Genomic DNA, 13,513 nt, shown 5'->3' with positions numbered 1-13,513 from the left:
CATGCCGTTACGATCGCTCTTTTTGCTCAGTCTTTTCAGCCTGCTGATGGCGTGCAGCAGTGACGCTCCCAAACCCACTGCTCCGGCACCGGCACCGGCGCCGAAACAGGCCCAGGAAAAAGCCCGCCAAGCCGCCGAGGTGGGACCATTGCCCGCGTACCAGCGGGAACTGAGCGGCACCCTCGAGGGCGTACCGACCGGGGCCGAGGTCGAACTGGCGCTGCTGGTGATCGATGACAAGGGCCGTCCGCAGCAATTGCTCGCCAGCTCCAGCCTGATCGGCACCAACCGCGCCCTGCCCTTCCGCCTGCGTTTCAACCCGGATGCCTTCCCGGTCGGCGGTCGCGTGGAACTGCGTGGCCGTGCCAGCCAGTCGGGCCAATTGATCCTGCACCTGCCGGAACAGCGCATCGCGCAACCGACCACCCAGGCGTTGGGCGCGCTGCAATTCGTCAAAGCACCATGAATGCACCGCAGGACTTGCAAGACGCGCTGAGCGAGTTGCTGGGAGACGCGCACCTGGTGGCCTGCCCATTACCCGGCACTGACTTGAAGCTGTGGCTGATCGACGGCGACAACATGGACCGCGCCTTCAGCCCGGAAGAAACCCGGCGCATCCTCCACGAACCGCCCTACTGGAGCTTCTGCTGGGCCAGCGGCTTGGCGATGGCCCGCTACCTCGCCGAGCAGCCGCAGTGGGTCGAAGGCAAGCGGGTGCTGGATTTTGGTGCCGGTTCCGGCGTGGCAGGCATCGCGGCGGTCAAGGCCGGGGCGCTGGAAGTGGTGGCGTGCGACCTCGACCCACTGGCAATCGCGGCATGCCGGGCCAACGCCCTGCTCAATGGCGTGGAGCTGGCTTATTCCACGGACTTCTTCGCCGAGGCGGATCGCTTCGACCTGATCCTGGTCGCCGATGTGCTTTACGACCGGGCCAACCTGCCGTTGCTGGACCAGTTTCTCAGTCGCGGCCGCGAGGCCCTGGTGGCCGATTCCCGGGTACGGAATTTCGAGCATCCGCTGTACCGGCGCATCGAAATGCTCCAGGCCATGACCCTGCCGGACCTGGCCGAGCCGGAAGAGTTTCGCCATGTGAGCCTGTACCACGCGCGGCGCGCCTGAAAAGCTTCGCGAGCAGGCCCGCTCCCACAGGGGATCCAGAGTGAACGCGAATGTTGTCTCCACTGCAGATCAACTGTGGGAGCGGGCTTGCCCGCGAAGGCGTCCTGTCAGACACCACAGGGCGAAAGACCAACCCGCTTTCAGCCACCCACCACCACGCCGTATAGTTGCCCCATTCAAGCGTTCTACGAGATTCCCATGACCCAGGACACCTCCTACATCTTCGACGCCACCACTGCCGATTTCGACCAATCGGTGATCGCAAACTCTTTCCACAAACCGGTACTGGTGGATTTCTGGGCCGAGTGGTGTGCACCGTGCAAGGCGCTGATGCCCATGTTGCAGGGCATTGCCGAAAGCTATCAGGGCGAACTGCTGCTGGCCAAGGTCAACTGCGATATCGAGCAGGACATCGTCGCCCGCTTCGGCATCCGCAGCCTGCCGACGGTGGTGCTGTTCAAGGACGGCCAACCCGTCGACGGGTTCGCCGGGGCCCAGCCGGAATCGGCGGTACGGGCGATGCTCGAACCCCATGTGCAGATGCCGCCTCCCGTCGCGGCCGATCCGTTCGAGCAGGCCCAGGCGCTGTTCGATGACGGGCGTTTCGCCGATGCTGAGGCGCTGCTCGCCGGGCTGCTGGGCGAAGACAATACCAACGCCAAGGCGTTGATCCTGTTTGCCCGTTGCCTGACCGAACGCGGCGAGCTGGGCGAAGCGCAGACCGTGCTGGACTCGGTGAAAAGCGACGAGCACAAGGCTGCCCTGGCCGGGGCCAAGGCGCAGATCCAGTTCCTCGGCCTGGCCAAAAACCTGCCAGACGCCGCTGACCTCAAGGCCCGCCTGGCAAAAGACCCGCAGGACGATGAAGCGGCGTATCAACTGGCGATCCAGCAACTGGCGCGCCAGCAGTATGAGCCGGCGCTCGAGGCACTGCTCAAGCTGTTCAGCCGCAACCGCAGCTACAGCGAAGGCCTGCCACACAAGACCCTGCTGCAAGTGTTCGAACTGTTGGGCAACGACCACCCGCTGGTGACCACCTATCGCCGCAAGCTGTTTGCCGCGTTGTACTAGGCGTCAGCCCCGACCCAGCTATAGAGCGGCGTATCGCCGCCGCTCAAGACCTTGACCTCGGCGCTGTGGCGCAAGCGCACCAGCAGGCGCTTGCCCGCCGGCGCACTGCCCGTCAGGCCTTCCAGTTGCTCCAGCAGGTCCGGGCCGCTCAACTGCCCGGCCTTGCGCAGCAATTCCCTGGCGATCTGCCACAACGCATCGTCCTGACTCGCCGGTCTGGCCGCCGCCATCGCCGCGCCCTCCGGCTTGACCGCCTGCAACTGCGCGCCGAGCTGCGCCCAGTCGCCCGCGTCCATTTCGATCGACAAGTCCACCGGCCAATCGCCGACGGTTCCGCGTATGCGCAACATCACCTTGCTCCTGAAGATTTAATCTTCCCATGCTCCCATGGGCCTTGCGCGACGCCAAGCAGACGGTCAAACTCTGCGCACATTCGTTATAAGATTACATAACAAAACATTCACTTTACCTGGAGACTCGTCATGCGTCGTCTGCTTCTCGCTTTGCCTTTCGCCCTGTTGCCATTGGCTGTCGCTCACGCCGCGGTCGAGCACGACCATGACCACGATCATGAACATGGCAGCCTGGGTGCCCATGAACACGGCGTTGGCCGCCTCAATGCCTCATTGGACGGCGAGACCCTGGAATTGGAACTGGAGAGCCCGGCCATGAATTTGGTGGGCTTCGAACACGCCGCCACCAGCGATGCCGACAAGGCTAAGGTGGCCGCTGTCCGCAAGCAGTTGGAGAAGCCGGCGGCGTTGATCATTCTGGCCGATGCCAAATGCTCCCTGGAGCAGCAGGAACTGGAAAGCCCGCTGTTCGGCGACGAGCCGGATCACGAAGATCACGCCGAAGATGCCGATGACGATGGCGACGAGCACCACGAACACAGCGAAATCCACGCTCGCTACCAGTTCCGCTGTGTCGCGCCTGGTTCCCTGACGCAACTGAACCTGGCACCGCTTTTCAAGACCTTCCCGGCCACCCATAAAATTCTGGTGCAGATGATCGGCCCGAAGGGCCAGCAAGGCGGGGAATTGACGCCTGAAGCGCCGGCACTCAAATTCTGAGTATTGCGAATCATCCCTGTGGGAGCGGGCTGGCTCGCAAAGAGACCGGCACATCCAACACAGAGGGTGTCTGACACACCGCTTTCGCGAGCCAGCCCGCTCCCACAGGGGCTACTCCATTTACCCTGACTTCGGCCAACATGACCCAAGCACTCATCGAATTGTCCGACCTGGTCTTCAGCTGGCCCGGGCAACCACCACTGCTGGATATCCCGGCCTTTCGCCTCGAAGCCGGCGAAACCCTGTTCCTCAAGGGCCCCAGCGGCAGTGGCAAGACCACCTTGCTGGGGCTGCTGGGCGGCGTGCAGACGCCGGATCGCGGCAGCGTCCATCTGCTCGGCCAGTCGCTCACCGAACTGGGTGCGGGCAGCCGCGACCGCTTTCGCGTGGACCACACCGGCTACATCTTCCAGCAGTTCAACCTGCTGCCGTTTCTCTCGGTGCGCGAGAATGTCGAACTGCCCTGCCACTTCTCCAAACTGCGAGCGCAGCGGGCCATCCAGCGTCACGGCAGCATCGACCAGGCTGCCGCCACGCTGTTGACCCATCTGGGGCTGACCGATGCGAATCTGCTGGAGCGCCGCGCCGACTCGCTGTCTATCGGCCAACAGCAGCGGGTCGCCGCCGCCCGGGCGTTGATCGGCCAACCGGAACTGGTAATCGCCGACGAACCGACCTCAGCCCTGGACTATGACGCCCGGGAAAACTTCCTGCGGTTGCTGTTTGCCGAATGCCGCGAGGCCGGTTCAAGCCTGCTGTTCGTCAGCCATGATCAGAGCCTGGCATCGCTGTTCGACCGCCACCTCTCGCTGGCCGATCTCAATCGTGCCGCCAAGCCACTCGAGGTCTGAGATGTATTTGCTCCGTCTAGCCATGGCCAGCCTGGCGAACCGCCGTTTCACTGCGATCCTCACTGCCTTCGCCATCGCCCTGTCGGTCTGCCTGCTGCTGGCGGTGGAGCGGGTGCGCACCGAGGCAAAAGCCAGTTTTGCCAGCACCATCAGCGGCACCGACCTGATCGTCGGCGCTCGCTCCGGCTCGGTGAACCTGCTGCTGTACTCGGTGTTTCGCATCGGCAACGCCACCAATAACATCCGCTGGGACAGCTTCGAACATTTCGCCAGCAACCCGAAAGTGAAGTGGGCGATCCCCATGTCCCTCGGTGACTCCCATCGTGGCTATCGGGTAATGGGCACCACCGAGGCCTATTTCGAGCATTACCAGTACGGCCGCCAGCAGCACCTGGAACTGGCCGATGGTCGAGCTTTTGCCACCGATCCGTTCGAAGTGGTGCTCGGTGCCGAAGTGGCCGAGGCGTTGCATTACAAGCTCGGCGACAAACTGGTGCTGGCCCACGGCGTGGCGGCGATCAGCCTGGTCAAGCATGACGACAAGCCTTTCACCGTGGTCGGCATCCTCAAGCGCACCGGCACCCCAGTAGACCGCACGCTACACATCAGCCTCGGCGGCATGGAAGCGATTCACATCGATTGGAAGAATGGCGTGCCGGCCCAGGGCAGCGGTCGCATCAGCGCCGACCAGGCCCGCAACATGGACCTGACACCCCAAGCCATCACCGCGTTCATGCTCGGCCTCAACAGCAAGATTTCCACCTTTACCTTGCAGCGCGAAATCAATGAATTCCGCGGCGAGCCGTTGCTGGCAATCCTGCCTGGCGTGGCCCTGCAAGAGTTGTGGAGCCTGATGGGCACGGCGGAAAAAGCCTTGTTCGTGATTTCGCTATTCGTGGTCCTGACCGGGTTGATCGGCATGCTCACGGCGATTCTCACCAGCCTCAACGAGCGCCGCCGGGAGATGGCGATCTTGCGTTCGGTGGGTGCGCGGCCGTGGCACATCGCGAGCCTGCTGGTGCTGGAAGCGTTTGCCCTGGCGTTGACCGGGGTGGCCGCCGGGCTGGCCTTGCTGTATATCGGCATCGGCGCCGCCCAGGGTTACGTACAATCGGCCTATGGCCTGTACCTGCCGCTGAGCTGGCCAAGCGAATATGAATGGACGCTCATGGCTGGCATCCTGATCGCCGCCCTGCTGATGGGCAGCGTGCCAGCCTGGCGCGCCTATCGCCAATCGTTGGCCGACGGCTTGTCGATCCGTTTATGAGGACATTGAAGATGCCCCGCGCCCTGCTTGCGCTGTTGATGATGGTCGCCCTGCCGCTGTGGGCGGCCGAGCCAAGGGACCTGGCCTGGTCAGAAATGATCCCGCCCGACGCGCCGCCGGAAGTACCAAACATGACCCCGCTGCATGACCTGTCGCAGATGGGCAATGCACTGTCCGCCGAATCCGCCCCGGCCGCCAAACAGGACTTGCCCAACGCTCCGGTGGTCAAGGCGCTCGACGGCCAGCAGATTCGCTTGCCGGGCTACATCGTGCCGCTGGAAGTCAGCGAGGAGGGCCGTACCACAGACTTTTTGCTGGTGCCGTATTTCGGCGCCTGCATCCATGTGCCGCCACCGCCTTCGAATCAGATCGTGCATGTGAAAAGCGAAGTCGGGGTGAAGCTCGATGAGCTGTACCAGCCGTACTGGGTCGAAGGGCCGATGCAGGTCAAGCCGTCCACCAGCGAACTGGCCGATGCCGGGTACCAGATGGAAGCTGAGAAGATTTATGTGTATGAGCTGCCGGAGTGAATCCGATGGTTCGTTATTGCCGGTGAGATAGCTTTCGCGAGCAAGCCCGCTCCCACAATTTGACTGCATTCCTCCTGAAGGAACTCGTTAAACTGTGGGAGCGGGCTTGCTCGCGAAGGGGCCTTAGAGGTGCTCATCACACTTTCATTGAGCTGAGTCAAAAGACCGGTCCAGAGCGCTCCGTACCATGGGACATCCTTTTCAAATGTCCGCTGGAGCCCCCATGCACAAGTCCTTGCTCAGCACTTCCCTCGTCGCCCTCGCACTCGCGGCCCCAATCGCCCAGGCCCATACAACCGGCGATATCATCGTTCGCGCCGGCGCCATCACCGTCAATCCGCAAGCCGACAGTTCCAGCGTCAAGGTCGACCGCGGCCCGTTGGCCGGTGCCGACCTGGGCGGCAAGGCGACCATGAGCAGTGATACGCAACTGGGCTTGAACTTCGCCTACATGATGACCGACCACCTGGGCATCGAGCTGCTGGCAGCCTCGCCGTTCGAGCACGACGTGAAGATCAAGGGCACCGCCCTGGGCGCGGCCAACGGCAAGCTCGGCAGCCTCAAGCATCTGCCGCCGACCCTGAGTCTGGTCTACTACCCACTCGACGCCAAATCGGCATTCCAACCGTATGTCGGCGCCGGCATCAACTACACCTGGATCTATGACGAACACGTCGGCAGCGACGCCAGCGCCAACGGCTTCAGCAATTTCCGGGCGAGCAACAGCTGGGGCATGGCATGGCAAGTGGGCGCCGACTACATGCTGACCGACAACATCATGGTCAATGGCCAGATCCGTTACATCGACATCGATACCACGGCGTATGTCGACAACAACGCAGTGGCCGGTGGCACCCGGGCCAAGGTGAATGTCGATGTGGACCCATGGATCTACATGGTGGGGTTGGGTTACAAGTTCTGAGCCAATTCGATAGCGACACAATCACTGTGGGAGCGGGCTTGCTCGCGAATGCGTTCTGTCAATCACCTGTTAAGTGACTGACCCACCGCATTCGCGAGCAAGCCCGCTCCCACAGTGGGTTTTGTGGCGACTGGAAACTCAGCGTCCGAGCAACCGCGCCAGCCCCACACTCATCGGCGTTTGCTGCGGGAAGCTGAAGCGCTGCAACAGCCGATGGTTGTCGGCCCGGGAATGGCGGATATCTCCCGAACGTGCCGGGCCGTAGCTGACCGGAGGCAGGTCACCGATGACCGTGGCCAGGGCCTGGAGCAGTTGTGTGAGCGTCGTGGCCTGGTTCCAGCCGACGTTCACCGCCCCGATTTCCACCTCAGGCTTCTCGATGGCCTGCACCAGCAAGTCCACCAGGTCTTCGACATAGACAAAGTCGCGGGTCTGCTCGCCGTCGCCGAATACGGTAATCGGCAAGCCCTTCTGTGCCCGCTCGCTGAAGATGCTGATGACCCCGGAATACGGCGAGGACGGATCCTGGCGCGGACCGTAGATGTTGAAGAAGCGGAACACCACCGGCTCCAGCGCATGCTGGCGACGATAGAAGTCGAGGTAGAACTCGCTGGCCAGCTTGTCCGAGGCGTAGGGTGTAAGCGGCGCCTTGGTGGTTTCTTCGTCGATGGACTGGCCTTCGCCGTTGTTGCCGTAGACCGCGGCGCTGGAGGCGAACAACACCCGCTTCACGCCGGCCTGGCGCATGGCTTCGCAGACATTCAGGGTGCCGATGAAATTGCTTTGGTGAGTGCGCACCGGGTCGTCCACCGAGGCTTGTACCGACGCCACCGCGGCCAGGTGCGCCACGGCGCTGCAGCCGGCCATGGCCCGAGCCACCAGGGCGGCATCGGCGACGTCGCCTTCGATCAGTTCGACGGCGGGGTTGTCCAACGGCAGGTTGCTGCGCTTGCCGGTGGACAGGTCATCGAGGATGCGCACCGAGTGTCCCTTGGCGAGCAAGGCGTCGGTCAGGTGCGAACCAATGAAGCCCGCACCGCCGGTGATAAGAACAGGACCGTCAGCCATGGCGATAAAACCTATCCAGTAAGCCCGGGAGCGCGGCGCGCCAGGCGCGGGGTTTGATCCCGAAAGTGTGCAGAATTTTCTTGCAGGCCAGTACCGCGTGCTGCGGTTCTTCCGCGGCATCCGGCCGTGCGGCGTGAGCCTGGGGCGTCGGCTCTTCGATTGCCAGCGGATGCAGAGCACGGGCTTCGGTGAGGATCGCCTGGCCCAGCGCCAGCGGTGTGGTCGCCTCATGCCCGGCGTAATGATAGGTGCCCCACAGCGGCGCGGCGCAATCGAGTTGCTTGAGCACGGAGATGATCACCCGGGCCGCGTCGTCCACCGGTGTCGGGTTGCCCCGACGGTCATCGGCCAGCAGCAGCTCTTCGGGCTGCTCGGCCCGGGCGAGAAAACGTCCGAGGATGCCGTCGGCGCTGTCGTCCAACAGCCAGCCGAAGCGCAGCAGCACATGTTGCGGGCACGTGGCGCGCACACTTTGCTCGATCCGCCACAAGGCCTGGCCGCGCAGGCCCAGGGGCACGGGCTCGTCCTTTTCGCTGTAGGCGGTGGCGCGAGAGCCGTCGAACACGCGATAGCTCGACGGTTGCAACAAGATGATGTTGTGGTGTTGGCACAATTCGGCCAGGCGCTCGACCGCACGCTCCTGGCTGGCCAGGCGCTGCTCGCTGACGACCTCGGCCTGAAACCAGTCGAAGTAGTACGCCAGGTTGATCAAGGCGTCCGGGCGGGTGTCGTCGAGCAACTGCGTCAGGCTCGCGGCATCCCAGCCATCTTCTGGGGGGCGGGGGGCGAGAAAACCGATGTCTTCTTCCGCACCGAGGCGAATCAGCGCCTGCCCAAGGGCATTTCCGCCGCCCAGTAACATAAGGCGCATTCGCATAAAGTCAGCAGGCCCAGTCTGTTGGCACAAGAATTTGGTCGACAACGCCCGCGGGCGTCGCCGGAATCGTTGCATTTTGCGGGTTTAGTGCGCAACCGTCACCCGTAAAGTGCAGATCCAGAATGTGTGCTGCCTTTTAAGGCCCCTCGCGAGCAAGCCCGCTCCCACAACTTACCGAGTTTCGTCAGACAAAATGCGGTCGACTTGGGGAGCGGGCTTGCTCGCGAAGAGGCCCTCATGGACAACAGAGATATCAGCCGGCACTTGCATCCTCCTCCTCCCACCCGCATAACTGCCTCTATGAATCTGCCCCTTGCAGCCGACCACGCCATGGCAGGCTTCCACCCCGCTGTCCGCGCCTGGTTCAGCCAGACTTTCCCGGCGGTCACGGCCGCCCAGGCCCGGGCGTGGCCGTTGATCGGCCAGCGTCGTTCGACCCTGGTGGCCGCGCCCACCGGCTCGGGCAAGACCCTCACGGCGTTTCTCGCCGTGCTCGACGAGCTGGTGCATCGCGGCCTGGAACAGGGTGGCCTGCCGGACCAGACTCTGGTGGTCTATGTCTCGCCGCTCAAGGCCCTGAGCAACGACATCCGGATCAACCTGCAAACACCGCTGGCCGGCATTACCGAACAATTGCGCCAGATGGGCCTGCCGCCCCTGCAAATCACCACCGCCGTGCGCACCGGCGACACCCCGCAGAAAGAACGCACGGCGATGCGCAAGGCCGCGCCGCACATTCTGGTGACCACGCCCGAATCGCTCTACGTGCTGCTCGGCTCCGATTCCGGCCGGCAGATGCTCGCCAGCACCCGCACGGTGATCGTCGATGAAATCCACGCCATCGCCGCCAGCAAGCGCGGCAGCCACCTGGCCCTGAGCCTGGAACGCCTGCAAGCGCTGTGCAGCGAGCCGCTGGTGCGCATCGGCCTGTCCGCCACGCAAAAGCCCATCGAAGCGGTATCACGCTTTCTGGTGGGCGAAGGCCGCTCGTGCGAAATCGTCGACATCGGCCATGCCCGCCCCCGCGACCTGGACATCGAGGTACCACCGGTGCCGCTCTCGGCTGTGATGGCCAATGACGTGTGGGAATTGGTCTACAACCGCCTCGCCGAGCTCGCCCGGGCACACCGCACCACCCTGGTGTTCGTCAATACCCGGCGCTTGGCCGAACGCTTGAGCCGCCATCTGAGCGAGCGCCTGGGCAAGGATGCCGTGGCCGCCCACCATGGCAGCCTGGCGAAAGAGTTTCGCCTCGATGCCGAGCAACGGCTCAAGCGCGGCGAATTGCAGGTGCTGATCGCCACCGCTTCCCTGGAGCTGGGCATCGACATCGGCGATGTCGATCTGGTGTGCCAGATCGCCTCGCCCCGTTCGATTTCGGCGTTTCTGCAACGGGTCGGCCGCTCCGGTCATCAGGTCGGCGGCACGCCCAAGGGGCGTCTGTTCGCCACCACCCGCGACGATCTGATCGAGTGCGCCGCCCTGCTCGATTGCGTACGCCGGGGTGAACTGGACATCCTGCACATCCCCAAGGCACCGCTGGACGTGCTGGCCCAGCAGATCGTCGCCGAGGTCAGTTGCCAGGAATGGCAGGAACAGGCACTGCTGGACACCTTTCGCCGCGCCGCGCCCTATGCCGAACTGGATGAAGGACATTACCAGGCGCTGTTGCAGATGCTCGCCGAAGGCCTCAACAGTCGCCAGGGCGTGCGCAGTGCCTACCTGCATCGCGACGCGGTCACCCGCACCCTGCGCGGGCGGCGGGGCAGCAAACTGACCGCCGTGACCAGCGGTGGCACCATCCCGGACAACGCCGACTACAGCGTGCTGCTCGAACCCCAGGGCCTGAACATCGGCAGCGTCAACGAAGACTTCGCGGTGGAGAGCATTGCCGGCGACGTGTTCCAGCTCGGCAATACCTCCTACCGCATCATTCGCGTCGAGACCGGCCGCGTGCGGGTCGAGGACGCCCAGGGCCAGCCGCCGACCATTCCGTTCTGGCTCGGTGAGGCCCCGGGACGCAGCGCCGAACTGTCCCTGGCCGTGGCCCGCCTGCAAGCACAGCTTGATCAACTGCTCGGTGCCACCCCCGGCAATCTGCAACCGGCCCTCGACTGGCTGACCGGCACCCTGCAACTGAACCTGGCCAGCGCCGAGCAATTGCTGGACTACCTGGCCCCGGCCCGCCTGGCCTTCGGCGCCCTGCCGTCCCAGGACACGCTGGTGATGGAGCGGTTCTTCGACGAGTCCGGCGGCACGCAACTGATCATCCATACGCCATTCGGCAGCCGCATCAACCGCGCCTGGGGCCTGGCCCTGCGCAAGCGTTTCTGCCGCACGTTCAATTTCGAATTGCAGGCCGCCGCCAGCGAAGACGCCATCGTGCTGTCGCTGTCCACCAGTCACAGCTTCGAGCTGGATGAGGTCTGGCACTACCTCAACAGTCACAGCGCCGAACAAATCCTGGTGCAGGCGGTGCTGGATGCGCCGCTGTTCGGCGTGCGCTGGCGCTGGAATGCCGGGGTGGCGCTGGCTTTGCCGCGCTACACCGGCGGACGCAAGGTCGCCCCGCAGATCCAGCGGATGAAGAGCGAAGACCTGATCGCCAGCGTGTTCCCCGACCAGATCGCCTGCCTGGAGAACCTCGCCGGCGAGCGGGAAATCCCCGACCACCCGCTGATAGAGCAGACCCTCGACGACTGCCTGCACGAAGCCATGGACAGCGAAGGCTGGCTGGCGCTGCTGCGGCGCATGGAGGCGGGCGAGGTTCGCCTGATCAGTCGCGACCTGCCTGCCCCGTCGCCCCTGGCGGCCGAAATCCTCAGCGCCCGGCCCTACACCTTCCTCGACGACGCGCCGCTGGAAGAGCGCCGAACCCAGGCAGTTATCAACCGGCGCTGGAGCGATCCACAATCCACCGACGACCTCGGCGCGCTGGACGCCGAGGCCATCCAGTCGGTCAGGGAAGAAGCCTGGCCGACCCCGGCCAACCTCGATGAAATGCATGAAGCACTGATGAGCCTGGCCTGCATCGCCGACAGCGAAGCCCACGCCCACGCATCGTGGCCGGGCTGGCTGCAGGCACTGGCCGACCGCGGGCGCGCCAGCCATATGCAGATCAGCGCCGAGCGCGGCCTGTGGGTGCCACTGGAGCGGCTGACCTGCCTGCAAGGAGTTTATCCACAAGCCCAATGGCAACCCGCGCTGACACCCCTGGCCGGGTTCGATGAGCCCTGGGACAGTGACGAAGCGGTGGTCGAAGTACTCCGCGCCCGGCTCAGCGCCTTTGGCCCGCTGCCGCTGAGCGCTATCGCCTATCCGTTGGGGTTATCGACAGCGCAAGTCACTCAGGCCCTGGCGCACCTTGAACACCAAGGCTATGTGCTGCGCGGCCGCTTCACACCGGGCACCGGCCAGGAAGAATGGTGCGAACGGCATCTGCTGGCCCGCATCCACCGCTACACCGTCAAGCGCCTGCGCCGGGAAATCGAACCGGTGATGCTGCAGGACTTCATGCGGTTCCTGTTCGACTGGCAACACCTGTCGCCGTCGACCCAGGGCCGGGGCAGCGCCGTGCTGCCGTCGATCATCAGCCAGTTCGAAGGCTACCCGGCCGCTGCCTCGGCCTGGGACAGCGACTTGTTGCCCGCGCGGATCAAGGACTATTCCGCCAATTGGCTCGATGAATTGTGTCGCAGCGGCAAGCTGATCTGGACTCGCCTCAGCGCCCGGCAGAAAGCCTCCGCCACGGCCCTGCGCAGTACGCCGGTGGTGTTGCTGCCGCGTAGCCAGGTCGCGCTATGGAGCAGCCTGACAGAGCAGACGCCACTGAGCGAGCTCTCCCTCAAGACGCAGAAAGTCCACCAGGCCCTCAGCGAGGAGGGGGCACTGTTTTTCGACGAGTTGCTGCACGAAGCCCATCTGCTGCGCGCCGAACTGGAGATCGCCTTACAAGAGCTGGTGGGCGCCGGCCTGGTGAATGCCGACAGCTTCGCCGGGCTGCGGGCGCTGATCACGCCCGCCAGCAAACGCCAGGCCCGCAGCAGCCGACGCGGGCGCGGGGCGTTTGTCGGCGGCATGGACGATGCCGGCCGCTGGGCCTTGTTGCGCCGCAGTCAGCCCGCGCCAACCGAAGGCAACCGACCCACGCCGACACCGTCCGAAACCTTGGAACACATCGCCATGACCCTGCTGCGGCGTTACGGCGTAGTGTTCTGGCGCTTGCTGGAGCAGGAAGCGGATTGGCTGCCGAGCTGGCGTGAGTTGCTGCGCACCTTCCATCGCCTGGAGGCACGCGGCGAAATCCGTGGCGGGCGTTTCGTCAGCGGCCTGGCCGGCGAGCAATTCGCCCTGCCCGAAGCCATCCCGCTATTGCGCGAAGTCCGTCGCCGCCCCGCCGACGGCAGCGTAGTTGCGGTGTGCGGCGTCGACCCGCTGAACCTGGCCGGTACATTGCTGCCAGGGGCGAAAGTGCCGGCGCTGGCGAGCAATCGGCTGGTGTATCGCGATGGGTTGCCGGCGGCGGCGTTGATCGCTGGCAAGCCGGTTTTCTGGATGGAATTGGATCAGCAGGGGATGGCTGAGGTACGCAGTAGGCTGATTCAGAAAGGTTGAGGAAGGCAGGTCTGGCCTCTTCGCGAGCAAGCCCGCTCCCACAAGGGACCGCGTTTCCTCAGTCGGAATGCGATCACCTGTGGGAGCGGGCTTGCTCGCGAAAGGGCCGTCAGCCTCGCCA

At 64.3% G+C, this 13,513-nt stretch carries 12 protein-coding genes; 9 read left to right on the top strand and 3 right to left on the bottom strand.

Translation table 11 applies throughout. The annotated features are described in order from the left end of the window. Position 1 precedes the first annotated feature (1 nt). The 3 genes from FBY02_RS23770 to trxA all read left to right on the top strand — a co-directional run bounded on the left by FBY02_RS23770 (position 2) and on the right by trxA (position 2,190). Positions 2-466 (top strand): hypothetical protein, encoded by a 465-nt coding sequence (locus FBY02_RS23770; protein ID WP_144930543.1) that lies wholly within the window; start codon positions 2-4, stop codon positions 464-466. Beyond that, entirely contained in the window at positions 463-1,119 is a 657-nt protein-coding gene (locus FBY02_RS23765; protein WP_144930542.1) for a methyltransferase, read from the top strand. The genes FBY02_RS23770 and FBY02_RS23765 overlap by 4 nt, the downstream gene beginning before the upstream one ends. A gap of 198 nt (positions 1,120-1,317) precedes the next feature. After that, a complete protein-coding gene (gene trxA / locus FBY02_RS23760) occupies positions 1,318-2,190 on the top strand; it encodes a thioredoxin (protein WP_144930541.1) in 873 nt (290 codons plus the stop codon). Here the strand turns inward: trxA and FBY02_RS23755 are convergent. Beyond that, the gene (locus FBY02_RS23755; protein WP_144930540.1) at positions 2,187-2,540 is read right to left on the bottom strand and encodes a hypothetical protein; all 354 of its coding nucleotides are present in this window, start codon (positions 2,538-2,540) and stop codon (positions 2,187-2,189) included. The genes trxA and FBY02_RS23755 overlap by 4 nt on opposite strands. Positions 2,541-2,672: 132 nt before the next feature. Between FBY02_RS23755 and FBY02_RS23750 the strand changes: the two genes are divergently transcribed. The 5 genes from FBY02_RS23750 (at position 2,673) to FBY02_RS23730 (ending at position 6,833) form a co-directional block, all read left to right on the top strand. Next, positions 2,673-3,263, top strand: coding sequence for a DUF2796 domain-containing protein (locus FBY02_RS23750; RefSeq protein ID WP_144930539.1), 591 nt, complete (start codon positions 2,673-2,675; stop codon positions 3,261-3,263). Positions 3,264-3,403: 140 nt separating this feature from the next. Further along, positions 3,404-4,114: an ABC transporter ATP-binding protein gene (locus tag FBY02_RS23745; protein WP_144930538.1), complete on the top strand. Its 711-nt coding sequence runs from the start codon at positions 3,404-3,406 to the stop codon at positions 4,112-4,114. A gap of 1 nt (position 4,115) precedes the next feature. Further along, positions 4,116-5,381 carry an ABC transporter permease gene (locus FBY02_RS23740; RefSeq protein ID WP_144930537.1) on the top strand — a complete coding sequence of 422 codons (1,266 nt, stop codon included), beginning with the start codon at positions 4,116-4,118 and terminating at the stop codon, positions 5,379-5,381. 11 nt (positions 5,382-5,392) lie between these two features. Further along, positions 5,393-5,911: a DUF3299 domain-containing protein gene (locus FBY02_RS23735; RefSeq protein WP_144930536.1), complete on the top strand. Its 519-nt coding sequence runs from the start codon at positions 5,393-5,395 to the stop codon at positions 5,909-5,911. Positions 5,912-6,134: 223 nt separating this feature from the next. Continuing rightward, entirely contained in the window at positions 6,135-6,833 is a 699-nt protein-coding gene (locus FBY02_RS23730) for an OmpW family protein (protein ID WP_144930535.1), read from the top strand. A 138-nt stretch (positions 6,834-6,971) separates the two neighbouring features. On the opposite strand, the gene FBY02_RS23725 is transcribed toward FBY02_RS23730, so the two are convergent. Next, positions 6,972-7,901 carry an NAD-dependent epimerase/dehydratase family protein gene (locus FBY02_RS23725; RefSeq protein WP_144930534.1) on the bottom strand — a complete coding sequence of 310 codons (930 nt, stop codon included), beginning with the start codon at positions 7,899-7,901 and terminating at the stop codon, positions 6,972-6,974. After that, positions 7,894-8,778 carry a sugar nucleotide-binding protein gene (locus FBY02_RS23720; protein ID WP_144930533.1) on the bottom strand — a complete coding sequence of 295 codons (885 nt, stop codon included), beginning with the start codon at positions 8,776-8,778 and terminating at the stop codon, positions 7,894-7,896. Before FBY02_RS23720 ends, FBY02_RS23725 begins: the two co-directional genes overlap by 8 nt. Before the next feature lie 300 nt (positions 8,779-9,078). On the opposite strand from FBY02_RS23720, the gene FBY02_RS23715 reads away from it, so the two are divergent. Further along, complete coding sequence (locus FBY02_RS23715; protein WP_144930532.1) at positions 9,079-13,392, top strand: DEAD/DEAH box helicase; 4,314 nt, start codon at positions 9,079-9,081, stop codon at positions 13,390-13,392. Positions 13,393-13,513 lie beyond the last annotated feature (121 nt).

Origin of the sequence: Pseudomonas sp. SJZ078, assembly GCF_007828255.1 — a bacterium.
In the GTDB taxonomy this organism is placed as follows: domain Bacteria; phylum Pseudomonadota; class Gammaproteobacteria; order Pseudomonadales; family Pseudomonadaceae; genus Aquipseudomonas.
This window is presented reverse-complemented; position numbering and strand designations above follow the sequence as displayed.